The organism is Glutamicibacter protophormiae, from assembly GCF_016894325.1.
GTDB classification, from domain to species: domain Bacteria; phylum Actinomycetota; class Actinomycetes; order Actinomycetales; family Micrococcaceae; genus Glutamicibacter; species Glutamicibacter protophormiae.
Window position 1 is genome coordinate 2,693,474 of the sequence record NZ_CP069806.1, and the last position, 20,570, is coordinate 2,714,043.

24 protein-coding genes are annotated in these 20,570 nt (G+C 63.6%); 8 read left to right on the plus strand and 16 right to left on the minus strand.

What is annotated here, in order from left to right:
- The first annotated feature begins 31 nt into the window (after positions 1 to 31).
- Positions 32 to 1,159, plus strand: a complete 1,128-nt coding sequence (locus JQN66_RS12600) for an AMP-binding protein (protein ID WP_204675328.1) — start codon at positions 32 to 34, stop codon at positions 1,157 to 1,159.
- 78 nt (positions 1,160 to 1,237) lie between these two features.
- Complete coding sequence (locus tag JQN66_RS12605) at positions 1,238 to 2,125, plus strand: 1,4-dihydroxy-2-naphthoate polyprenyltransferase (protein ID WP_188948780.1); 888 nt, start codon at positions 1,238 to 1,240, stop codon at positions 2,123 to 2,125.
- 107 nt (positions 2,126 to 2,232) lie between these two features.
- On the opposite strand, the gene JQN66_RS12610 is transcribed toward JQN66_RS12605, so the two are convergent.
- On the minus strand, positions 2,233 to 2,523 hold the full coding sequence (locus JQN66_RS12610) for a DUF4229 domain-containing protein (RefSeq protein WP_188948779.1): 291 nt from the start codon (positions 2,521 to 2,523) through the stop codon (positions 2,233 to 2,235).
- Positions 2,524 to 2,576: 53 nt separating this feature from the next.
- On the opposite strand from JQN66_RS12610, the gene JQN66_RS12615 reads away from it, so the two are divergent.
- Both JQN66_RS12615 and JQN66_RS12620 read left to right on the plus strand, forming a co-directional pair.
- Positions 2,577 to 3,011: a PLD nuclease N-terminal domain-containing protein gene (locus tag JQN66_RS12615; RefSeq protein ID WP_204675330.1), complete on the plus strand. Its 435-nt coding sequence runs from the start codon at positions 2,577 to 2,579 to the stop codon at positions 3,009 to 3,011.
- A gap of 237 nt (positions 3,012 to 3,248) precedes the next feature.
- Positions 3,249 to 3,581, plus strand: coding sequence for a hypothetical protein (locus JQN66_RS12620; RefSeq protein WP_204675332.1), 333 nt, complete (start codon positions 3,249 to 3,251; stop codon positions 3,579 to 3,581).
- Positions 3,582 to 3,745: 164 nt separating this feature from the next.
- On the opposite strand, the gene ccsB is transcribed toward JQN66_RS12620, so the two are convergent.
- The 5 genes from ccsB to JQN66_RS12645 are packed head-to-tail and all read right to left on the minus strand — an operon-like array spanning position 3,746 to position 8,484.
- Positions 3,746 to 4,807: a c-type cytochrome biogenesis protein CcsB gene (gene ccsB, locus JQN66_RS12625; protein ID WP_188948776.1), complete on the minus strand. Its 1,062-nt coding sequence runs from the start codon at positions 4,805 to 4,807 to the stop codon at positions 3,746 to 3,748.
- A complete protein-coding gene (gene resB, locus JQN66_RS12630) occupies positions 4,800 to 6,428 on the minus strand; it encodes a cytochrome c biogenesis protein ResB (protein WP_204675334.1) in 1,629 nt (542 codons plus the stop codon). Before resB ends, ccsB begins: the two co-directional genes overlap by 8 nt.
- Complete coding sequence (locus tag JQN66_RS12635; RefSeq protein ID WP_204675336.1) at positions 6,428 to 7,183, minus strand: cytochrome c biogenesis CcdA family protein; 756 nt, start codon at positions 7,181 to 7,183, stop codon at positions 6,428 to 6,430. The genes resB and JQN66_RS12635 overlap by 1 nt, the downstream gene beginning before the upstream one ends.
- An 8-nt stretch (positions 7,184 to 7,191) precedes the next feature.
- A complete protein-coding gene (locus tag JQN66_RS12640) occupies positions 7,192 to 7,815 on the minus strand; it encodes a TlpA family protein disulfide reductase (RefSeq protein WP_188948773.1) in 624 nt (207 codons plus the stop codon).
- 6 nt (positions 7,816 to 7,821) lie between these two features.
- Complete coding sequence (locus tag JQN66_RS12645; protein WP_204675338.1) at positions 7,822 to 8,484, minus strand: histidine phosphatase family protein; 663 nt, start codon at positions 8,482 to 8,484, stop codon at positions 7,822 to 7,824.
- Between the two features lie 218 nt (positions 8,485 to 8,702).
- On the opposite strand from JQN66_RS12645, the gene JQN66_RS12650 reads away from it, so the two are divergent.
- Positions 8,703 to 9,476 carry a hypothetical protein gene (locus JQN66_RS12650; protein ID WP_204675340.1) on the plus strand — a complete coding sequence of 258 codons (774 nt, stop codon included), beginning with the start codon at positions 8,703 to 8,705 and terminating at the stop codon, positions 9,474 to 9,476.
- A gap of 75 nt (positions 9,477 to 9,551) precedes the next feature.
- On the opposite strand, the gene JQN66_RS12655 is transcribed toward JQN66_RS12650, so the two are convergent.
- Positions 9,552 to 10,187 (minus strand): redox-sensing transcriptional repressor Rex, encoded by a 636-nt coding sequence (locus tag JQN66_RS12655; RefSeq protein WP_204675342.1) that lies wholly within the window; start codon positions 10,185 to 10,187, stop codon positions 9,552 to 9,554.
- Positions 10,188 to 10,247: 60 nt separating this feature from the next.
- Positions 10,248 to 10,493, minus strand: a complete 246-nt coding sequence (locus tag JQN66_RS12660; RefSeq protein WP_308425059.1) for a glutaredoxin family protein — start codon at positions 10,491 to 10,493, stop codon at positions 10,248 to 10,250.
- A gap of 62 nt (positions 10,494 to 10,555) precedes the next feature.
- Here JQN66_RS12660 and JQN66_RS12665 point away from each other — a divergent pair, with 62 nt between their 5' ends.
- Positions 10,556 to 11,362, plus strand: coding sequence for an HAD family hydrolase (locus JQN66_RS12665; RefSeq protein ID WP_188948769.1), 807 nt, complete (start codon positions 10,556 to 10,558; stop codon positions 11,360 to 11,362).
- Positions 11,363 to 11,466: 104 nt separating this feature from the next.
- On the opposite strand, the gene JQN66_RS12670 is transcribed toward JQN66_RS12665, so the two are convergent.
- The 5 genes from JQN66_RS12670 to JQN66_RS12690 form a co-directional block, all read right to left on the minus strand.
- Entirely contained in the window at positions 11,467 to 11,565 is a 99-nt protein-coding gene (locus JQN66_RS12670; protein ID WP_005504750.1) for a 30S ribosomal protein bS22, read from the minus strand.
- A 139-nt stretch (positions 11,566 to 11,704) separates the two neighbouring features.
- Positions 11,705 to 11,929, minus strand: coding sequence for a helix-turn-helix domain-containing protein (locus JQN66_RS12675; RefSeq protein ID WP_047119816.1), 225 nt, complete (start codon positions 11,927 to 11,929; stop codon positions 11,705 to 11,707).
- Positions 11,930 to 12,195: 266 nt separating this feature from the next.
- Positions 12,196 to 13,539 (minus strand): NADP-specific glutamate dehydrogenase, encoded by a 1,344-nt coding sequence (gene gdhA / locus JQN66_RS12680; RefSeq protein ID WP_188948768.1) that lies wholly within the window; start codon positions 13,537 to 13,539, stop codon positions 12,196 to 12,198.
- Positions 13,540 to 13,733: 194 nt separating this feature from the next.
- Complete coding sequence (locus JQN66_RS12685; RefSeq protein WP_281065209.1) at positions 13,734 to 14,177, minus strand: ArsR/SmtB family transcription factor; 444 nt, start codon at positions 14,175 to 14,177, stop codon at positions 13,734 to 13,736.
- A gap of 112 nt (positions 14,178 to 14,289) precedes the next feature.
- On the minus strand, positions 14,290 to 15,459 hold the full coding sequence (locus tag JQN66_RS12690; RefSeq protein WP_204677585.1) for an acetoin utilization protein AcuC: 1,170 nt from the start codon (positions 15,457 to 15,459) through the stop codon (positions 14,290 to 14,292).
- A 202-nt stretch (positions 15,460 to 15,661) separates the two neighbouring features.
- On the opposite strand from JQN66_RS12690, the gene JQN66_RS12695 reads away from it, so the two are divergent.
- Positions 15,662 to 17,095, plus strand: a complete 1,434-nt coding sequence (locus JQN66_RS12695; protein ID WP_188948766.1) for a TrkH family potassium uptake protein — start codon at positions 15,662 to 15,664, stop codon at positions 17,093 to 17,095.
- A 7-nt stretch (positions 17,096 to 17,102) separates the two neighbouring features.
- Positions 17,103 to 17,759 (plus strand): potassium channel family protein, encoded by a 657-nt coding sequence (locus tag JQN66_RS12700; protein WP_188948834.1) that lies wholly within the window; start codon positions 17,103 to 17,105, stop codon positions 17,757 to 17,759.
- 45 nt (positions 17,760 to 17,804) lie between these two features.
- Here the strand turns inward: JQN66_RS12700 and proC are convergent, their stop codons facing one another.
- Genes proC through JQN66_RS12715 form a run of 3 tightly spaced genes read right to left on the minus strand, consistent with a single transcriptional unit; the run spans position 17,805 to position 20,545 of the window.
- Positions 17,805 to 18,647, minus strand: a complete 843-nt coding sequence (gene proC, locus JQN66_RS12705) for a pyrroline-5-carboxylate reductase (RefSeq protein WP_204675344.1) — start codon at positions 18,645 to 18,647, stop codon at positions 17,805 to 17,807.
- 4 nt (positions 18,648 to 18,651) lie between these two features.
- On the minus strand, positions 18,652 to 19,473 hold the full coding sequence (locus JQN66_RS12710; protein ID WP_420870930.1) for a sugar phosphate isomerase/epimerase family protein: 822 nt from the start codon (positions 19,471 to 19,473) through the stop codon (positions 18,652 to 18,654).
- Positions 19,474 to 19,528: 55 nt separating this feature from the next.
- Positions 19,529 to 20,545 (minus strand): Ppx/GppA family phosphatase, encoded by a 1,017-nt coding sequence (locus JQN66_RS12715; RefSeq protein WP_204675347.1) that lies wholly within the window; start codon positions 20,543 to 20,545, stop codon positions 19,529 to 19,531.
- Positions 20,546 to 20,570 lie beyond the last annotated feature (25 nt).

Below are 20,570 nucleotides of genomic sequence, written 5' to 3' on the forward strand. Positions count from 1 at the left end.
CCACCCATCGACCCCGAGCTAGGAGACGGCTTTGGACGCACCCCATCTGGCACTGTTGGAGGCTCTGGCCGCCGCCGTGAACGAGGACGGCCCGGCCGTGGAGGTCGTGGCCGATCCGCAGGCCCCGGAGGGCTGGGTCCTCAACCGGCTGGACCCGGCCCAGCTTGCCGGCTTCGAGGAGCCGATGGTGGTGGTGCGCACCTCCGGGTCCACCGGCCGCGCCAAGCGCACGGTGCTCAGCGTCTCCGCGATGGCCTCCAGCGCGCAGGCCACCGCCGAGTTCCTGGGCTTCGAGGGGCAGTGGCTGCTGGCCCTGCCGGTGCACTACGTCGCCGGGCTCAGCGTGCTCACCCGTTCGCTGTTCGCCGGCACCAAGCCGGTCATCATGAAACAGAACGGCAGCTTCTCCGCCGAGGACTTCACCGCGGCGGCGGAGCAGATGGTGGACGCCCGGCGGCTGACCTCGCTGGTTCCCACCCAGCTGGCCCGCCTGCTGGACCACCCCACCCCGCGGACCGCCGCGGCGCTCAAGCGCTTCGATGCGATCCTGCTGGGCGGGGCGCGCGCCAGCAAGGACCTGCTGGCCAGCGCCCGCCACCACGGGCTTAAGATCTTCCAGACCTACGGTTCGGCGGAGACCTCCGGCGGCCTGGTCTACAACGGCACCGCCCTGCCCGGGGTGGCGCTGCGCGAACAGGACGGGCGCATCCTGGTCTCCGGGCCGATGCTGGCCGACGGCTACGCCAACGACCCGCAGGCCACCGCCGAGCACTTCGTGGAGCACGACGGGCAGCGCTGGTACCTGACCGACGATCTGGGCAGCGTGGACGGCTCCAGGCTGCGCATCGAGGGGCGCATCGACGACGTGATCAACACCGGCGGGGTGAAACTCTCCGCAGCCAAGATCGAGGGCCTGCTGGAGGAGTTCTTCACGCAGGCACTCGTGGTCGCCGTGCCGGACGCCCAGTGGGGCCAGGCCGTGGGATTGGCCTATTCCGGGCCTACCCGGACCGAGGACGCCTTCGAGGCGGTGCGCCGCACCCTGGGCAAGGAAGCGGTGCCGAAATATGTGCTGCACTACCCGCAGGGACTGCCACTGCTGGCCAACGGGAAGTTCGATCGCCGGCTGGTTGCGGCCCGGCTAGCCGATGCCCGTTAGCCGCCCGATTCGCCTTGCCCGCCGATTCGCGGGAAACTAGAGGGTACGGATTTTTGTGTTCGCCCGAAAGGACTGAAAGTGGCCACACTTTCCCAATGGGTCGCCGGCGCGCGCCTGCGCACCCTTCCCATCGTCATTGCCCCGGTCGTCATTGGAACAGCCGCAGCAGTGGGCGAAACCGGTCTCTTCCACTGGTTCCGCTTCCTTTTGGCGCTTTGCGTCGGGCTGCTGCTGCAGATCGGCGTGAACTACTCCAACGACTACTCCGACGGCATCCGCGGCACGGATGACGAGCGCGTCGGTCCGCTGCGGCTGACCGGCTCGAAGCTGACCGAGCCGAAGAACGTGCGCAACGCGGCCTTCGCCTGCTTCGGCCTGGCCGCCGTGCTGGGTCTGGTCCTGGTGGTCCTTTCCCAGGCCTGGCCGCTGCTGCTGATCGGCGTCGCAGCGATCTTCGCCGCCTGGGGCTACACCGGCGGCAAGAACCCCTACGGCTACCGCGGCTGGGGCGATGTCTACGTGTTCATCTTCTTCGGCCTGGTGGCCACCTTGGGCACTGCCTTCACCCAGAGCGGCACGTTCACCCTGACGGCGCTGCTCGGCGCGGTGGGCACCGGCCTGATCGGCTGTGCGTTGCTGATGGCCAACAACGTGCGCGACATCCCCACGGACACCGAGGTTGGCAAGATCACCCTCGCGGTGCGCCTGGGCGAGCACAATGCCCGATTGGCCTACGTGCTGATGCTCGCCGTGGCGATCCTGCTGCCGCTGCTGGTGACCGGTACCTTCCCGTGGATGTGGCTGGTCCTCGTCACGTTCCTGCCGGCTGCGGCGCCCAGCCTGACCATGCTGCGCCAGGCCGAGCTGTCCAAGCTAGTAATCGTGCTCAAGCAGACCGGCATCGTGAACATGGTCTACGCCGTGCTCTTCGCCGGCGCCATCCTGGTTCCCATGTGGCTTCGCTGAGCGCGGCAGCCTCCGCTTAAAATTCAACGCTCCATCCGCCAGCTTCCTGGCGGGTGGAGCGTTGTCGTTTTCCCCGACGGTCCGGCGTGGGATGACGCGGTGCCGGGTTACGCGGTTGGATCCTGAGGGCGGCGCTGTGATTCGTCGTAGGAATCCTCAGCGGCCTCGTCGGCCAACTGCTTTTCGGACTTGCTGGCGGTTGTCTTGTTGAACGCCTTGCCCACATCCTGGTTGGCGCGCAGGCGCAGGTTGTTGAAGAACAAGTAGGACACCGCGAAGGCAATCACCAGGCCGACAAGGCCCGCCACAAAGATCGGCCATTTCAGACCCCACCAGAGGCCCAGGAAAACGACCAGGAAAATTCCCAGTCGAAGCACGGTATATTTCAGAAGCTGCATAGTTTAAAGTTTACCGATGAACCTGTGAAGAAAATTGTCACTAGACTGGAGTCATGGTCCGCTTCATAATTCTCGCCGCAGTGATTTCGGTTGCACTGATGATCTACACCCTGATCGAATGCGCACGTTCCGAGGCACACCAGGTACGCTCGCTGCCCAAGCCTGCCTGGTTTGCAGTGATCCTCTTCCTACCGCTGATCGGAGCCACATTGTGGTTCACGCTGGGCCGCCCGCTGAGCGCCGAGACGAGCACCGTCCAGGGTTCCAAGGCTCCCGATGACGACGAGGACTTCCTGCGCCAGCTGGAGGTGTGGCGCCGCCAGCAGCGGCGCGACGCGGAGCTGACCGCACGTGAGGAAGAACTCAAGCGCCGCGAAGCCGAGCAGAAAAAGAACCAGTCCACGGACCGCCCTTCCAAGGAAGCCAAGGAAGCCAAGGACCAGAAGAACAAGTCAGACGGAAACGGCACCGCCACTCCCGATAGCTAGCATCGGCGCTGCGCTACCGGCAGCCGTCAGCGCCTTCTCCCTCGCCAGTACAGCTGGCGGGGGTTTTGTTTATCTTCCCAGCCGCGGCGATTCGGGACACCCATCTCCCCGCTTTCGGCGCTACGGCAGGCGATCAGAATCCGGGTCGGCCAGCAACAGGACGCACCGTGCCGCCTTCCCAGGAAGCTCCGCGCTGGCAGGAGGCGCCCACGGTGGTTATTGATATGAGGACAACTGATGCAGAAGAACGAATCCGCCTCCATGTTCAGGGGTATTACCTGGTTGCTCATTGCGGCCATGCTGTCGCTGGGAGCTGGTGTTCTGCTCGTCCTGGCAGGCAGTATTGCCGGCATGTCTTCGCCTGGGGCAGGACAAACACTCATGGCAGTTGCCACTTACATTTCCATCGCCACCCTGGGCTGCAGCGTGATATCCCTGAAGCTGGCGTCTTCCCTTCCCCCGGGCGAGCACAAGGACATCACGGATTCCGTGTCCTGGCGGTGGAAGCCATGGGCCTGTGCCGTTTTGGGGTTCGTCCTGCTTCTTGCCTCAGCCAGCTTGTCGTTGTAGACGGTCCAGGAAGGACCTAGCCTGCCCGGGCACCGGGTCGTGCCGCGGTGCCCGCCGGTCCCGGCTCTTGCGGGTTGTCCCGGCCGGCGCTGGAACAGGCGCCAAAAAAGGATCCGGCGGCCCACCAATGGTGGGCCGCCGGATCCTTTTTGCCGTTGCGACGTTTAGACGCCGGCGTAGGAGTGCAGACCGTTGAAGAAGATGTTCACGATGGTGAAGTTGAAGACCACGCACAGGAAGCCGATGATCGACAACCATGCCGAGCGCGGGCCGGTCCAACCGCCGGTGGCGCGGGCGTGGAGGTAGCCTGCGTAGACAACCCAGATCACGAACGACCAGACTTCCTTCGGATCCCAGCCCCAGTAGCGGCCCCAGGCTGCTTCAGCCCAGATCGCACCGGCGATCACGGTGAAGGTCCACATGGCAAAGCCGATGGTGTTCAACCGGTAGGCGAAGTTCTCCAGGGCGCCGGCGCCCGGAACTACGCGCATGAACGGCATCTTGTCAGGCTGGCCCTCGGCAATGCGCTTCATACGTGCATGCTGCATGAGCTGCAGGACGTTCATGGCGAAGCTGATGGCAAACAGCGCCGAGGCGAAGACGGCGATGGACACGTGGATCACGATCCACGGCGACTGCAAGGCCGGAACCAGGTGGCCGACAGGGGTCGGGAATCCGATAGTGGCGCCGCAGAGCATCAGTGTCACCAGGCCGGAGATGAAGCTGCCCATGAAGCGCAGGTCCTTGAAGAACAACGCGACCAAGTACACCACGGACACCACCAGGGCACCGGTGGACATGAATTCGTACATGTTGCCCCACGGCACGCGGTTCGCTGCAAAGGCGCGGGCGAAGACCGCGAAGCCGTGCAACGCGGTGGCCAAGCACATCAGGACCACGGCGATGCGGGCCATCTTGCGGCTCGATGAGAGCTTGGTGTACTCCATCTTGTCGGTCACGATGTGCTCGCCGACGTTGTCGGCACGGCTGTCTTCGCCGCGGCGTCCTCGGCCGGGGCGTGCCACGGCGCCGGCGGAGACCAGAAGTTTCTCGTCTTCCTTAAGCGCGGCGGCGTCCATCTCGCTGATGGACTTGTTCGTCTTGGCCAGATCCAGCGCGAAGAAGATGAAGACGACCATGTAGACCATGGCTGCCAGCAACATGAACAGCTGGCTGTAGACACCCAGCGTTTCGTTGATTGGCTCGAGTGCAGCGTTGCTACCCATTTACGGCTCCTAGGTCCTGTTCCTGGCTTGCCAGTGGCCAAGCCTTATCGAAGATTTTCTGCAATTCGTCGGATTCACGTTCAAGTCTCGGATCCTCACCACGGGCCAAGAGCGCGTATTCGATACTACGCCTGCCATCCTCATTCTTGAGCTTCACCCATACGCGGCGGCGGGGGGTGAACATCGAAATGATCAAGCCCAGCAACGCCAGCCCGGAGAAGATCGCGATCGGCCACTTGCCTGGATCGTAGTTCACGTCCAGTGCAATATAGCGCTTGAGGTCGTCGAAGGTGATGCTGCCCAAGTTGTCGGGCAGCTCGTAGGTGTCCCCCGCACCGAGCACGATGCCTCCGGCATCGAGGTTCCGGCTGTTCAGCTCCGTCATCTTCTCGGTGTCCAGCACGTACACGTTCTGCGGTTCGCCGGAGTTCAGCCCCAGATCGCCGTAGTAGGAGTTCAGCTGCAGCTGCGGGTTGATGGCGTTCGGGTCGCCGGAGAATGCCACGTTGTCCTCGCCCACCAGGGCAGTAGGCAGCAGGAATCCCTGGAAACCGAGCTGCTCGGGCTTGGCGTCGGGAACCTTGATGACCATCAGGGAGGTGTACACGGAGTCCTGGGGGACGGATACCAGCGGTCCGGAATAGGACACGTTGCCTTCGCCGTCGCGCACGGTGACCACCGGCGCGTAGCCGTTGCCCACCAGATAGACGTCCGCGCCGTCGATGCGCAGCGGATGGTTGACCTTCAGTTCCTGCTTGACCGGCTCGGCGTCGGGATTTTCGCGGACCTGCACGTGGGCGGTGAAGTCCAGCGGCTGGCCGAAGTAGTCCTTGGAATCGCGGTCGAAGAGGATGTCGAACTTGTCCAGCTTCACCGAGTAGCCCTGGAGGTTGTCGGCGGAGAAGTTGCTGCCGGGGCTGAACGAGTCGTAGGAGACCAGCGAGTTCACGAAGGTCTCGCCTTCGACAACCACACGCTGGCCGCCGTAGCCGTAGGCCTGGCCGAGGCCGGCCGTCGCGAGGATGCCCAGCAACGAGATGTGGAAGAGCAGGTTGCCGATCTCGCGGGTGTAACCGCGTTCAGCGGATACCGAGCGGCCGGTTGCGTCATCGCGGCGTTCCACGCGGTAGCCGCGCTTCTTCAGGATCTTGTAGGCATCGTCGATCAGCTGGTCGTCGGTTGGGGTGTCCGGCTGGTCCTCCATGACTTCCATGGAGTGGTACTGCGGCAGCCGTTCCAGCTTGGCCGGGGTGCGCGGAGGCGGGGTGCGCAGGGCCTTTGCATGTTTCTTGATGCGCGGGGTGATGCACCCTACCAGCGAGATGAACAGCAGGATGTAGATGGCGGAGAACCACGCCGAGGAGTACACCTCGAACATCTGGAAGCGGTCGAGCCACGGCCCGGCCACCGGATGCTGGTCCAGGTACTGGGCGACGAGTTCGGGGTTCACCGACCGCTGGGGGAAAATCGATCCCGGCACGGCGGCGACCGCCAGCATCAGCAGCAGGAACAGCGCCGTCGGCATCGACGTCAACTGGGTCCAAATCCACCGCAGGAATCCGACAAAGCCAAGGGCCGGGGCATCGCCCCGGTTCTTGGCTTTCTGCTTGTTCTTCGCCATTAGATTGGCAACCTCACTTCATTGGCAAACCAGTTTTGCAGTTCAGTTACCCAGGTGCCCCACAGGCCGGTAACCATGACAAGACCCAAAAGAATCAGGAGTCCCCCGCCCAGCCGCATGATCAGCAGCTGATGGCGGCGGAAGAAGTTCAATGCCTGCATGCCGCGCTGGAGCCCCAGCGCGATCAGGATGAACGGAAGGCCCAGGCCCAAGCAGTAGAACAGGGTCAGCAGCGTACCGCGACCCACATTCGCATCCACGCCGGTGGACATGATCAGCACGGCGCTCAGCGTCGGGCCGATGCACGGCGCCCAGCCCAGGCCGAAGGTCAGACCCAGCACCGGAGCGCCCCACAATCCTGCCGGCGGCTTGCGGTGGATCTTGCGGTCCCGCTGCATGAAGGAGAATCCCCCCATGAACACGACGCCCATGAACATCACCACCAGGCCCAGGATCTGGGTGACCCAACCGCCGTTGAAACGCAACCATGCAGTGGCCTGGCTGAACAGCACTCCGGCGGCGATGAAGACCACCGAGAAGCCCAGGACGAACAGCAGCACACCTGCCAGTACGCGTCCGCGACGGTGGTCCTTCAGGTCTGCACCGGTCAGGCCGGTGACGTAACCCAGATAGCCGGGAACCAGCGGGAGCACGCAGGGAGAGAGGAAGGAGACCAGTCCTGCCAGCAGCGCCACCGGGGCCGCAAGGAGCAGCGAGCCGTCCAGGACGATGTCCGCGAATGGATTATCGGTCAATGCTCAGCTCACAACTCTTCGGTCAGAGCGGTACTGATCAGCGATTTCAGCGTGCTTGGCTCGACGGCGCCGATGACACGGGCGCGCACCCGTCCATTGCGGTCCAGGATGATCGTGGACGGAACGGCCTGCAGCGGGACATACTTCGTCATGGCCAGCTGGATGTCGCCGCTGGTGTCCTGGACGGACTCGTAGGGAATTTCGAAGGTCCGTTCAAAGGCCATGGCGGCCTCCGCTTCGTCCCGGACGTTGACTCCGAGGAAATTGACCTTGCCCTTGAATTCCTCGGCAAGTTCCTTCAGGTGCGGCGCCTCGATTCGGCACGGTGCGCACGCTGCGTACCAGAAGTTCAAGACAGCCGGCTGGCCCTGCCACTCGGCGAGATCAACGGCGGTTCCCTGGTAGGTTTCGGCTTTGATTTCCACCGCGTCGGTGCGCCGATCCGGGGTGTATTCCTGCACGGCACCGTCGCCTGCGATGTAGTTCTTTCCGTCTCCGCTATTGGCCTGAGCGGTGAGATTATCCTCAGTGGGGGAACATGCCGCCAACGGAACCACTGCCGCCGCCGCCACCAAGGTACGCAGCATGGTGCGCCGAGACAGCGGACGAGGATTCTGCACGGGATCAATCATTTTGCTTCAGGCTCCAGGGATGTTTGCCGCGCCCGCAAGAAGCTCGGGGCTCGGTTCGGTGTAACGCACGGAGAGGATTTCATCTCCATCAAATTCAAAGCTGGTAATTGAGGTCAGCGTGCACTCGCGCTTGCGCGGATCATGCCACAGCGGCTTGCCCTCGGCGGCACGACGCGTGACCCAGATCGGAAGCTGATGGCTGACAATCACGATTTCGACACCGTCGCCGTGCTCGTCGAGCGCGGCCTTGCGGTGGAAGTCCATGGCCTCTCGCATGCGGGTGACCTGCTCTGCGTAGGGTTCGCCCCAGGACGGCTTAAGGGGGTTGACCAGCAACGGCCAGTAGCGCGGGTTCTTCAGATGCTGCGCGACCTTGGAAAGCCCCTGCAGTTTGTTGCCCGCTTCGATGACCCGGTCATCGGTGAGAATCGGCAGTTCCAGCGCCTGGGCCGTGGGGGCTGCAGTCTGCTGCGCCCGCACCAGCGGCGAGGCGACGATCCGGACGATGTTTCCACCGGAGGACTGGTGCTTGGCGAAGTAGTCCCCGGCACCATCGGCCATCTTGAATCCCAGCTCTGACAGGCCGAAACCTGGGATTCGACCATAAAGAATGCGATCCGGGTTGAAAACTTCCCCGTGGCGCAGCAAATGAACAGTCGAAAGTGGCATGCTTCCAGTGTCTCAAAGAATCAACCTAAAAGATGAATAATGTGCTCACCGTCAACGATTCACAGGGCTTGCATGGGATTCGCAAATGGAAAAACCATCCTTTCGGATGGGGTGCATCACAAAGCGCGGCGACTAGTCTGGATAGTACGAGAATGCACACGGAATCAAGCAGAGGGAGCCAATTTGGCTCCTTGCCGGTTCAACCTTTGAGGACACAGATGAGCAACTACGATCCGAACCAGCCGGGCCAGCCCTACGACCCCACTTCCGGGTCCGATGCTTCGAACCCGAATCCCTACGGACAAAACCCCTATGGCCAGAACCAGCCCGGTCAGGCACCCTATGGACAGAATCCGTACGGACAGCCGCAGTCCCCGGCACCGTCTTTCGACCCCTACGGCCAGCCGCAGGGCGGATACGCTCCGGTCCAGCCTCCGGCGCAGCGGCCCAAGACCCTGCAGTGGGCTTTCCTCCTGATCCTGCTTTCCGGAATCGCCAATGCCATTGCCACCTGGTTCATGTTCAATTCGAACATGTTCGCGAACATGATCACGTCGCAGTGGTCGTTGCTCCAGGAGCAGATGCAGTCCGACCTGCAGGCCAATCCGCAGCTGGCCGAGGATCCGTTTGTCGAGCAGATGCTCAGCAGCCCCGAGGCGTTCATGGCCGAGTTCAACTCCGTGATGTCCGGCTTCATGATCACTTCCGCTGTCATCAGCATCGCCTTGTACTTCTTGGTGGGCTTCTTCGTGGGCCGCGGTGTGAGCGCCATGCGCATCATCGCCACCGTGCTGGCCGTGCTCTCGCTGCTGGGGCTGTCCATGTCCATCGCCACGGTGTCCATGTTCGGCGATGCCCAGGCGGGCATGCTGAACGCGATGATCGTGCTGGCTACCGGTCTCGGAGTGGCCGGTGTCGTCTTCGCATGGCTGCGACCGTCCTCGGAGTACATCCTTGCACGCCGGATGGCGCGCCGGGCCGGCTACCGCTAAATCAGCGACGCGTAACGCGCAGAGGCGGCCTGATCCCACGAGGGATCAGGCCGCTTCTGCCATTGTCGGAAAAGATTATGGTTGGACTGCCAGGTAGGCCAGGATCTGCAGCTCGGTGGACAAATCGACCCTGCGCAGATTCATGCCGCGGGGAACAACCAGCGGCTTGGGCGCGAAGGACAACACGGAATTCACATCCAGCTCGCCCAACTCGTAGACCAGGTCCTGGGCCGCATCGCCGGGCACCGCGAGTACCGCAATGTTGATCTCCTCGCGGCGCACCACCGCGGCCAGATCGTTGCGCGGCTCGACGCGCAGGTTCCCGACTTCCGTGCCGACCAGTTCAGGCGAGACGTCAAGAATCGCCCGGACCTTGAAGCCGCGGGTGGTGAAGCCTGCATAGCCGCTGAGCGCGCGGCCGAGGTTGCCGGCGCCGAGGATCAGTACTCGCCAGTCCCGGTTCAGGCCCAGCGTGTTGTTGATGTGCTCCGAAAGCTCGCGGACCACATAGCCCACGCCTCGCGTGCCGTAGGAGCCCAGCCACGACAGGTCCTTGCGCAGGATCGCCGGATTCACGCCGGCTTCCTTGGCCAGCACCCCGGAGCTGGTGCGCTCCAGGCCGCGAGATTCAAGGGCGTTCAGCGCCCTCAGATACTGCGTCAGGCGTGCAACCGTGGCTTCGGGAAGCACCTTTGCTTCAAGCTCGGACATGCTGCGTCCCCCGATCGGTACGATTCCCCAAGACGCGCTGGTAGCGCGCAGTCGTATTCATCAGCTGCTGAGCAGACGTTCAAGCCGGACAGGGTCGATGGTCCAGAAATCCCTGACCTGTCCGTCGATCACCAGTACCGGAACTTCTTCATGGTGGCGTTCGAGCAGCTCGGGATCGCTGTCGATGTCCAGCTCGGTGAACTGCATCCCCAGTCGATTGGTGACCTTGCTGACGGTCGCCCGTGCGGCCTCGCAAAGGTGGCATCCCTGGCGCACCAACAACTGAATCTCATGCAATGTACTCACCCCTTCATATTCTCATGAGCCCCGACGGGTCTTAAACTTCGTAATGAAATAAACTGGAGCAAATGTCTTCCATCGATTCAGCCTTCGCGTCCGAACCCGAGCAGCATCCCGAAATCGTCGCCGCATTCTTCGACGTCGACAACACCTTGGTTCGCGGGGCCTCCCTCTATCTCCTGGCCCGCAAGCTGCACGAGCACCGGTTCTTCCGCATGCGGGAAATCCTGTGGTTCGCGCTCAAGCAACTGCGCTTCGCCGCCCGCGGCGAGCATCTGGGAGATATCCACCAGATCCGGGACCGCGCGCTGCTCATGGCCCAGGGCATCAAGGTCTCCGAGATCGAGGAAATCGGCAACGAGATCTTCGACGAGTACATCGAACCCAAGCTGTGGCGCGGCACGGTCGCCATCGCCCACCAGCACCTGACGGTAGGCCGCGAAGTCTGGCTTGTCACCGCCACGCCGCTGGAAGTGGCCAACGTCATCTCCGACCGGCTCAAGCTGTCCGGTGCCTTGGGCACCGTGGTGGACAGCGTCGACGGAGTTTATACCGGTGCGCTGGCCAGCCCCATCCTCCACGCAGCGGAGAAGGCCCAAGCGGTCCGCGCCCTGGCCAAGGAGCGCGGGATCAAGTTGTCCAAGTCGTGGGCCTACTCCGACTCCTACAACGATGTCCCCCTGCTCGAAGCCGTGGGGCATCCAGTCTGCATCAATCCGGATGCGCGGTTGCGTGCCTATGCCAAGCGCCGTGGCTGGCAGGTCTACGACTTCCGCACCGGGCAGCGCGCCGCCAAGTTCAGCCTGAAGGCCGCAGGCGTCATCGGATTCATCTGGGCCGCCAAGCGGTCGTTCAAGGACCGCAGCGGCCGTTAGAGCGGCTCCTACGGCGTTCTGCGGATAAAGCAATCGCCACCGTCCAGGACAGAATCCTGATGCGGTGGCGATGAATGCCAAGCGGCAAGCTGCTCGAAGTAGATCTACTTCTTGTTGCGGCGCTGGTGGCGAGTCTTACGAAGCAATTTGCGGTGCTTCTTCTTCGACATACGCTTGCGGCGCTTCTTGATAACAGAGCCCATATTGGTTCCTCACAAACTAATTAAAATGCGCCAACCTCGATGCTCCCCCTGCGCCGAAGCACACGGCAAGGTTGACCGGACGTTAAACGTTCCTTAATAGATTACCCGCTTTTCGGCCATGCTCTGACCACCGCTTGGCTTATCGACCGAGGGAACCCGTACCGCGTTGCGGATCAATCGCCGCAGACTGCAGATAGGTTTCTACGGCGTTTTCCGGAACGCGATAGGAGCGACCAAACTGAACCGCAGGCAGATCGCCCGCGTGGATCAGACGATAAACCGTCATTTTGGAAACGCGCATCATGTCGGCCACCTCGGCCACCGTCATGAAACGGGCTCCTGCAAAATTCTGTTTATCCTGCATGCGGGATATTCTCCTGACGCTGATCTCTTGTTCGTCGCGTGACTAGCACACGTGAACTTACACGACTTTGGATCAACACCGGCGATCGGATTCACGTTTGCTTTGTACCAGTCTAGTCGCACTTTCATAACTTTCGCATCACGAAACACACACGTGTCACGGTCAATCCGACTTTTTTGCCGGGGGTGCGACAGCAGCCCAGAGTATCTGAAGTGTTTTCCACTTCAGATACTCTGGGCTGCAGGCGATTCGGCGGGTAGAAGGCGCTAGATCAGGCCCTGGGCCAGCATGGCGTCGGCGACCTTGACGAAGCCGGCAATGTTGGCGCCGGCCACGTAGTTGCCCGGCATGCCGTACTCTTCTGCGGTGGTCGCGCAGCGGTCGTGGATGCCGACCATGATTTCACCCAGCCGGCGTTCGGTGTGGCTGAAGGACCACGAGTCGCGGCTGGCGTTCTGCTGCATTTCCAGCGCAGAGGTCGCCACGCCACCGGCGTTGGCGGCCTTGCCGGGGCCGAAGAGCACTCCGGCATCCTGGAAGACCGAGGTCGCTTCGGCGGTCGTGGGCATGTTGGCGCCTTCGGCAACGGCGATGGTGCCGGCGGCAACCATCTTCTTGGCCGAGGCGGCCCCCAGCTCGTTCTGGGTGGCGCATGGCAGGGCCACGGTACCCGGCACGTCCCAGACGTTTCCGCTGTCGACGTACTTGACCTTCTTGCTGCCGCGGCGTTCCGCGTACTCGGAGATGCGGCCGCGTTCGACTTCCTTGATCTGGCGCAGCAGGTCCAGGTCGATGCCTGCTTCGTCCACAATGAACCCGCCCGAGTCGGAGGCGGTGACGACATTGGCGCCCAGGGACTGCGCCTTCTCGATGGCGTGCAGCGCCACGTTGCCCGAACCCGAGATGATGACACGCTGGCCGTCAAGGGACTGGCCGCGGGTCTTGAGCATTTCCTCGGTGAAGATGACCGCGCCGTAGCCGGTCGCCTCCGGGCGGACCAGTGAGCCGCCCCAGGACAGGCCCTTGCCGGTGAGCACACCGGACTCATAGCGGTTGGTGATGCGCTTGTACTGGCCGAACAGGTAGCCGATCTCGCGGCCGCCGACACCAATATCGCCCGCCGGGACGTCGGTGTATTCACCGATGTGGCGGTACAGCTCGGTCATGAAGGACTGGCAGAAGCGCATGACTTCGCCGTCGGACTTGCCGCGCGGGTCGAAGTCCGAGCCGCCCTTGCCGCCGCCAATCGGCATGCCGGTCAGGGAGTTCTTGAAGATCTGCTCGAAGCCGAGGAACTTGACGATGCCGAGGTACACGGATGGATGGAAGCGCAGCCCGCCCTTGTAGGGGCCCAGTGCAGAGTTGAATTCAACGCGGAAGCCCCGGTTGATCTGGACCTTGCCGTTGTCGTCGACCCAGGGAACACGGAAAATAATCTGGCGTTCAGGTTCGCACAGACGCTGCAGAATGGCGGCTTCGGCGTATTCAGGGTGCTTCAGCGATACTGCTTCAAGGCTTTCAAAAACCTCGGTGACCGCCTGGTGGAACTCTGCTTCGCCGGGATTGCGGCGGAAGACTTCGTCGCGAATCGTCGCTAAGTGCTTATCCAAGTTTCTCTCCTCATCACTTGGGGCAGGCACGGGCCGTGACAGGGCCACAAGATACCCGGCGTCACTGCCCCAGACACGAGAATGCCATGCAAGGCAATCTGAACGAAAATTTCACGTTACAAAACAGGAATGTCCGCGTAACGTAAATTTTTAGCCATTTTGTAGGCTCGGCACCCCATCTACTGGTCAAATGTCTACCGGCGGCGCCCGAACCGTGGTAGCTTCTCGAAGAATTCTTGGGCTCGTCCCGTGACTTGCTCCAGCCCGCGGCCTACACTCCGGCCCAGATGCTGCGCAGCAGGAGCGGCGTCCGCCAGCTCGACCTGCGCCTCGTTGCCGGGCACTCCCACGGCCTGTTCCTGGGATTCCGGAATCGGCAGGATCTCGGCACACCAGCCGACCAGCACCTCGACCGCTTCGGTGTCGATGCTGTAGATGCGCCGCTGCCCGGCCGCCGTCATGCTGACCAGGTTCGCTTCGCGCAGCACCTTCAGGTGCTTGGAAACCGTCGGCTGGGAGATCTCCAGCTCGGTCACCAACGCCCCCACCGCCTTGGGTTCAGATTTCAGTGCTTCAATAATCCTGCGCCGCGTCGGCTCAGCCAACGCAGAAAAAACTTCATCAATAGCCACAGACATAACCCTAGCGGCATATGACCGATCTGCAACGTAGGCATATGTCCCCGCATGACCGCAGCCATGCACAATTCCTCGCGCACCGGCCCTTGGCGCCGGGCCGGCGCGTTGTCCGCTAGTCGAACCAGGGATCCAGCCCGAACAGCGGGAATACTTCCTTGCGGGTGGCGATGATGGAGCGGTCCACCGGGTCGGCGGGATCGTAGCCCACTTCCCAGTTGCGCCACCACAGCTGGGCGTCGTCCCCCATGAGGTAGGGCATCGCCCGGCCGTAGGTTTCCAGCACGTAGCGGCGGAATTCCTCGGGCACGTAGGTGCGCAGCGGTACCGGCTTGCCGGCCACGATCGCCGTCAGATGCGTCCAGGTGCGCGGCACAACCGCGGTGACGTTGTAGCCGCCGCCGCCGGTGGCCAGCCAGCGGCCCTCGCACAGCTCGTCTGCCAGCTGCGAGATATCCAAGGCCACCTGTCGCTGGGCATCAACCGACAGCTTCAGATTGGTCATGTCGTCATCCCGGTGCGCGTCGCAGCCGTGCTGGGAGACGATCACTTCCGGCTTGAAGGCGCGCACCAGCTGCGGGACCACCGCGTGGAAGGCGCGCATCCACCCGGCGTCCGAGGTCATGGCCGGGACCGCGATGTTCACGGCACTGCCCTCGGCCTTGGGTCCGCCGATCTCGTTGGCGAAGCCGGTGCCCGGGAACAGGCTCAGGCCCGATTCGTGGATGGAAATGGTCAGCACGCGGTCGTCGTCCCAGAAAATCGATTCGGTGCCGTCGCCGTGGTGGGCGTCGACATCGATGTACACCACGCGCCGGGCCCCGCGCTCGAGCATGCGGTGGATGGCGGCGGCCGCATCGTTGTAGATGCAGAAGCCGCTGGCCTTGCTGCGTGCCGCGTGGTGCATGCCGCCGGCGAAATTGACGGCTCTCACCGTGGTTTCGTCCATGATCGCATCCGCAGCGATGACCGATCCGCCCACGATGCGCGCCGCGGCCTCGTGCATGCCGGCGAACACCGGATCATCATCGGTGCCCAGCCCGAACTCCTCGGCAACAATGCTGGGATCAAGGCTGACCTTGCGTACCTGGTCGATGAAGGACTGGTCATGCACCGTGGCGATCACGGAATCTTCCGCAACCGCTGGAGGCTCGATGCTGACGTTGGGCCCGCCCAAGACATCCAGCTGCTCGCTGAGCCGATAGGTCAGCTCCAGGCGAGCCGGATGCATCGGGTGCCAGTCGCTAAATTTGTATTTCAGGTACTTCTCGTCCCACATCACCATCGTTGGTCGTGGGGCATGCTGGGGCTCTAACACAATTTCAGGCTACCTGATCGTGATGCAACTCATGCATTTATGGCGCCCGGATTGCTCCGGCGCCGCCAGACCCGACCGTTGGACGGGCGAAGTTGCCGTCAAACGCGTAAATTACATGGAGTAAGGTTTCCAGACATTCATTTTTACGGGAAAGACCGAGCCTATTCCAATGAGCAGCATGAGCGGTCCGGGCGCCGGAAGGCAGCCAGGCGAATCGCGCGACGAGGCGCGCCGCAGGTGGCTGGCGATTCGCACCTCGATCGCCAACTTCACCATCCGCTCCCCCGCCCGCCTGACCCTGGGCGCCTTCCTGATTGTGATCACGCTGTTCACCTCGCTGCTGGCCGCGCCGTTCGCTTCCTCCAGCGGCAGGCCCACGCCGTTGCACGACGCGCTGTTCACCGCGGTGTCCTCGGTCTGCGTGACCGGCCTGACCACGGTCTCCACCGCCGAGCACTGGTCCTTCCTGGGCCAGCTGATTATCATCGTCGGCACCTTCATCGGCGGCTTGGGCATCCTCACGCTGGCGTCCATCATGTCGCTGGCGGTCTCCCGCAAGCTCGGCGTGCGCGCCAAGCTGATGGCGCAGAACTCGATGAACACCTCCGGGGCTTCGGCGCTGGGCGAGGTGGGCTCGCTGCTGCGCATCGTGATCCTGACGGCCATCAGCCTGCAGGCGCTGATTGCGCTGTTCCTGATCCCGCGCTTCTACATCCTCGGCGAGAGCCTGCTCTCCTCGATCTGGCACGGGGTGTTCTATGCGATCTCCGCGTTCAACAACGCCGGTTTCACCCCCCATTCCGACGGGCTGGTCCCCTACGAGACTGACCTATGGATCCTCGGGCCGCTGATGGCCGGCGTGTTCGTCGGCTCGCTGGGCTTCCCGGTGATCATGGTGCTGCTGGCCAACCGCTTCAACACCAGGAAGTGGAACCTGCACACCAAGCTGACGCTGCTGGTCACCACCATCCTGCTGGTCGCCGGCTCCCTGCTGTGGCTGCTGGCGGAATGGAACAACCCGAAGACCATCGGCACGCTGAGCATGTCCGACAAGCTGATCCACGCGCTGTTCTCCTCCGTCATGATGCGCTCGGGCGGCATGAACCTGGTGGACCAGAACGACATCCACGAGGTCACCATGCTGATCACGGACGCGATGATGTTCGCCGGCGGCGGCTCGGCCTCCACGGCCGGCGGCATCAAGGTCACCACCATCGCCGTGATGTTCCTTGCCATCATGGCCGAGGTGCGCGGCGACAGCGAGACCCGCGCATTCGGCCGACGCATCCCCGAGGAAACCATGCGCGTGGCCATCTCGGTCGTGGCCCTGGGAGCCTCGCTGGTCGCGCTGGCCACGGGCCTGCTGGTGACCGTCGACGAGCAGGTGGGCATCTCGCGGGCCTTGTTCGAGTCCATCTCCGCCTTCGCCACGGTGGGGCTGAGCACCGGCGTCTCCCAGGAGATGCCGCCGGCCGGCAAATACGTGCTCAGCGCCCTGATGTTCGCCGGCCGCATCGGCAGCATCACCCTGGCCAGCGCCCTGACCATGCGGCATCGCGATACGCTGTACAAGCTCCCGGAAGAAAGGCCGATCATTGGCTGACAAGAACATGGACCACAACGCCCCGGTACTGGTCATCGGGCTGGGCCGCTTCGGCGCATCGGTCGCCGAAACCCTGGTCAAGCAGGGGCGCGAAGTCCTGGCCATTGAACGCAGCCCGGAACTGGTCCAGCAGTGGGCCAGCACGCTGACGCACGTGGTCTCCGCCGACGCGACCAACATCGACGCGCTGCGCCAGCTCGGCGCACAGGAATTCTCCTCCGCGGTGGTCGGCGTGGGCACCTCCATCGAGTCCTCCGTGCTGATCACGGTGAACCTGGTGGACCTGGGCATCGAGCACCTGTGGGTCAAGGCCATCACCCCGTCCCACGGCAAGATCCTCACCCGCATCGGCGCGAACCACGTGATCTACCCGGAGGCGGACGCCGGGGTCCGCGCCGCACACCTGGTCGGCGGGCGCATGCTGGACTTCATCGAATTCGACGACGGCTTCGCGATCGTGAAGATGTACCCGCCGAAAGAAACCCAGGGCTTCACGCTGGCCCAGTCCCAGGTCCGCTCGAAATACGGGATCACCATTGTCGGGGTGAAGTCCCCCGGCGAGGACTTCACCTACGCGGTGCCCGACACCATGGTCACCCGGCGAGACATGCTGATCGTCTCCGGGCACGTGGACCTGCTCGAACGCTTCGCTGCCCGGCCCTAGACCCGCGGGGTCCCCTGCCGGGCAGCGGACGGCGCAGCGTGCGGGCTAGCCCAGTTCGCGGCTCAGCTGCGCGGCGCGTTCGGCGGCCGCGCGGGCGCCGGCCTCGATGATGGCCGGGATGCCGCCCTCGTCGAAGGCGGCGATGGCGCGCTCGGTGGTGCCGTTGGGGCTGGTGACCGCCTTGCGCAGCGCCGCCGGATCAGCGTTCGGGTCCGCGAGCATCTTGCCCGCCCCGGCTACGGTGGCCCGGGCGATGCTGGTGGACAGCTCGGCGTCCAATCCCAGGGCAATGCCTGCCTTGGCCATGGCTTCGGCCAGGTAGAAGGCGTAGGCCGGCCCGGAGCCGGAAATGGCGGACAGGGCGTTCTGCTGCTGTTCGTCGATCACGTGCACGTCCCCCGACCCGGAGAGCAGGTCGGTCACGGACCGGACCTGCTCATCGCTGACGGTGCCGGCCGGGGAGATGCCCACCACGCCGGCGCCCACCATCAGCGGGGTGTTCGGCATGGAGCGGATGACCGGCTGGCCCGCGGGCAGCTTGTCCTGCATCGAGGCGAGGGTAATCGCCGCGGCAACCGAAACCACCACGGTCCCGGGCTTCAGCGCCGGCGCGATCTCCGCGCACAGCTCGGTGATGCCCACCGGCTTCACGCCCAGGAAAATCACGTCGGCCTCCGCGGCGGCGGTTCGGTTCGCCTCGTCGTCCTGTGAATTGACCAGCACGGTGATGCCCAGTTCGCGCAGCTCGTCCACGCGGTTCTCGCTGCGCACGGTGGCGGTGACCAGCTTCGGGTCGTGGCCCGAGGCCAGGATGCCGCGCAGGATGGCGCCGTTCATGGAACCGGTGCCAAGGAAGGACAGTTTCAGATTGCTGGTTGCTTCGCTCATATGGCTATTTTGCCACTGGCTTGGGATCTTTGCTGACGTTGAAGTGCTCCCGGGCGAATTGCAAGGTATTGCCCAGCCATTCTTCCTTCTGGCCGGCGTTTTTGGCCTTGCGGGTGGAGACCTCCACGGCAATCACGCCCTCCCAGTCGCTCTCATGCAGGTACTGCAGCGATTCGGAGACGCGCTGGGTTCCCAGCCCCGGAACCAGGTGCTCGTCCCTGCCGTTGTCCAGGCCGTCGCACAGGTGCACGTGGGCCAGGCGCGTGCCCAGATCCTCCATGGCCTGGCGCGAGTCCATGTTGGCAATGGCCGCATGCGAGAAATCCCAGGTGACGTGCTGGTAGGACTGCGGAACCGGGTTCCAGTGCGGCAGGTACATCTTGGCCTCGCGGCCGCGGGCGCGCCACGGGTACATGTTCTCGACAGCGATCTTCATTCCGGTGCTCTCGGTGATGCGGTGCACGCCCTCGGCGAATTCCTCCGCGTAGCTGCCCTGCCAGCGGAACGGCGGGTGGGCCACCACGACGCTGGCGCCCACGGCCTGCGCGAGGATGACCGAACGCTCGATCTTGGCCCAGGCCGATCCCCAGACCTGCTGGGTCAGCAGCAGGGTCGGCGCGTGGATCGCCATGATGGGCAGCTGGTACTTGTCCATCAGCGCCCGCAGCGCGGTCGCCGACTGGCTGGCCGCGTTGCCGGTGATCAGCACCTCCAGGCCGTCATAGCCGACGTCCTTGGCGATGGCAAAGGCATCGTGGACCGTCAGCGGGTAGACGGAGGCACTTGAGAGCGTCACCGGGACTTTCGCGGGTGAATGTACTTCCATGGTCATGCCCTCCTAACCGAATCGGCTGACGCCGATCGCTTATATCCGAGGATACCTAGTTTTGCTTCTCCGCCATCTGCCGGACGGTGGAGCCCAAGGCAACTTCCCCTACCCCAACGCTACTACTGAGCGGGGTCGTAGAGTCGAACATCACGTGATCAAAACGCCTGAGCATCAATCCTTCACGCAGGGCCCAGGGGCAGATGCGCACGGTTTTCAGCTTCAGCGCGCTCATGGCCTCGTGGGCCACGATCGCGCCGGCCAGCAGCTGCGGCGCACGGATCTCCGAGACGCCCGGCAGTTCGGCGCGTTCGGCCCAGCTCATGGCGGTCAGGCGATTGGTCCAGATCTTCAGCGCGTCGCGGTGCAGCACGCGTTTGACGTAGGGCCCCTCGGTGCTCGGGGCGGCACCCGTGATGCGGGCCAGCGACCTGAAGGTCTTGGAGGTGGCGGTGGCCAGCGTGGGTTTGCCGTACTGGCGCAGCTCGGTGGTCGGGTCGGTGAGCACGTCGCGCACGTAGTTGCGCAGCTCGCGCACTTCCTTGATGCCCGGCAGGTCGTTGGGCAGCCATTCGCGGGTCAACCGGCCGGCGCCCAGCGGCACCGAGAACGCCACTTGTGGGAACTCGTCGGTGCCCAGGGCCAGCTCCAGGGAGCCTCCGCCCATGTCCAGGTTCAGGATGGACTCCGAGGACCAGCCGAACCAGCGGCGCACCGAGTAGAACGTCATCCCGGCTTCTTCCTCGCCGGACAGTTCCATCAGGGTGACCCCGGTCTCGTGCTTGACCCGTTCCAGCACCGCGTGTCCGTTGGAGGACTCGCGGATGGCGGAAGTGCAGAAGGCCATGAAGTCTTCCACCCGGTGGCTGCTGGCGAACTCGGCGGCCTCCGAGATGAACGAGATCAGCTCGTTCTGGCCTTCTTCGGTAATCGCACCGTATTCGTTGAGGTAGCGCACCAGCGACAGCGGACGCTTGTGCGAAGCATAGGGCACCGGGCGGGCGCCGGGGTACGCATCGACCAGCAGCAGGTGCACGGTATTGGATCCAATATCCAGTACGCCAAGTCTCATGGTGCGCTCCTCAACGGGGTGGTGC

Bases quoted from the DNA above. Each gene is read 5' to 3' on its own strand.
- JQN66_RS12695 (WP_188948766.1), top strand. From the start codon at position 15,662: ATGAGCAGCATGAGCGGTCCGGGCGCCGGAAGGCAGCCAGGCGAATCG.
- JQN66_RS12615 (WP_204675330.1), top strand. From the start codon at position 2,577: ATGGTCCGCTTCATAATTCTCGCCGCAGTGATTTCGGTTGCACTGATG.
- JQN66_RS12665 (WP_188948769.1), top strand. From the start codon at position 10,556: ATGTCTTCCATCGATTCAGCCTTCGCGTCCGAACCCGAGCAGCATCCC.
- JQN66_RS12685 (WP_281065209.1), bottom strand. From the start codon at position 14,177: ATGTCTGTGGCTATTGATGAAGTTTTTTCTGCGTTGGCTGAGCCGACG.
- JQN66_RS12700 (WP_188948834.1), top strand. From the start codon at position 17,103: ATGGACCACAACGCCCCGGTACTGGTCATCGGGCTGGGCCGCTTCGGC.
- JQN66_RS12690 (WP_204677585.1), bottom strand. From the start codon at position 15,459: ATGGTGATGTGGGACGAGAAGTACCTGAAATACAAATTTAGCGACTGG.
- JQN66_RS12655 (WP_204675342.1), bottom strand. From the start codon at position 10,187: ATGTCCGAGCTTGAAGCAAAGGTGCTTCCCGAAGCCACGGTTGCACGC.
- JQN66_RS12610 (WP_188948779.1), bottom strand. From the start codon at position 2,523: ATGCAGCTTCTGAAATATACCGTGCTTCGACTGGGAATTTTCCTGGTC.
- JQN66_RS12645 (WP_204675338.1), bottom strand. From the start codon at position 8,484: ATGCCACTTTCGACTGTTCATTTGCTGCGCCACGGGGAAGTTTTCAAC.
- JQN66_RS12715 (WP_204675347.1), bottom strand. From the start codon at position 20,545: ATGAGACTTGGCGTACTGGATATTGGATCCAATACCGTGCACCTGCTG.
- JQN66_RS12670 (WP_005504750.1), bottom strand. From the start codon at position 11,565: ATGGGCTCTGTTATCAAGAAGCGCCGCAAGCGTATGTCGAAGAAGAAG.
- JQN66_RS12710 (WP_420870930.1), bottom strand. From the start codon at position 19,473: ATGGAAGTACATTCACCCGCGAAAGTCCCGGTGACGCTCTCAAGTGCC.
- resB (WP_204675334.1), bottom strand. From the start codon at position 6,428: ATGGCGAAGAACAAGCAGAAAGCCAAGAACCGGGGCGATGCCCCGGCC.
- JQN66_RS12675 (WP_047119816.1), bottom strand. From the start codon at position 11,929: ATGCAGGATAAACAGAATTTTGCAGGAGCCCGTTTCATGACGGTGGCC.
- ccsB (WP_188948776.1), bottom strand. From the start codon at position 4,807: ATGGGTAGCAACGCTGCACTCGAGCCAATCAACGAAACGCTGGGTGTC.
- JQN66_RS12640 (WP_188948773.1), bottom strand. From the start codon at position 7,815: ATGATTGATCCCGTGCAGAATCCTCGTCCGCTGTCTCGGCGCACCATG.
- JQN66_RS12650 (WP_204675340.1), top strand. From the start codon at position 8,703: ATGAGCAACTACGATCCGAACCAGCCGGGCCAGCCCTACGACCCCACT.
- proC (WP_204675344.1), bottom strand. From the start codon at position 18,647: ATGAGCGAAGCAACCAGCAATCTGAAACTGTCCTTCCTTGGCACCGGT.
- JQN66_RS12620 (WP_204675332.1), top strand. From the start codon at position 3,249: ATGCAGAAGAACGAATCCGCCTCCATGTTCAGGGGTATTACCTGGTTG.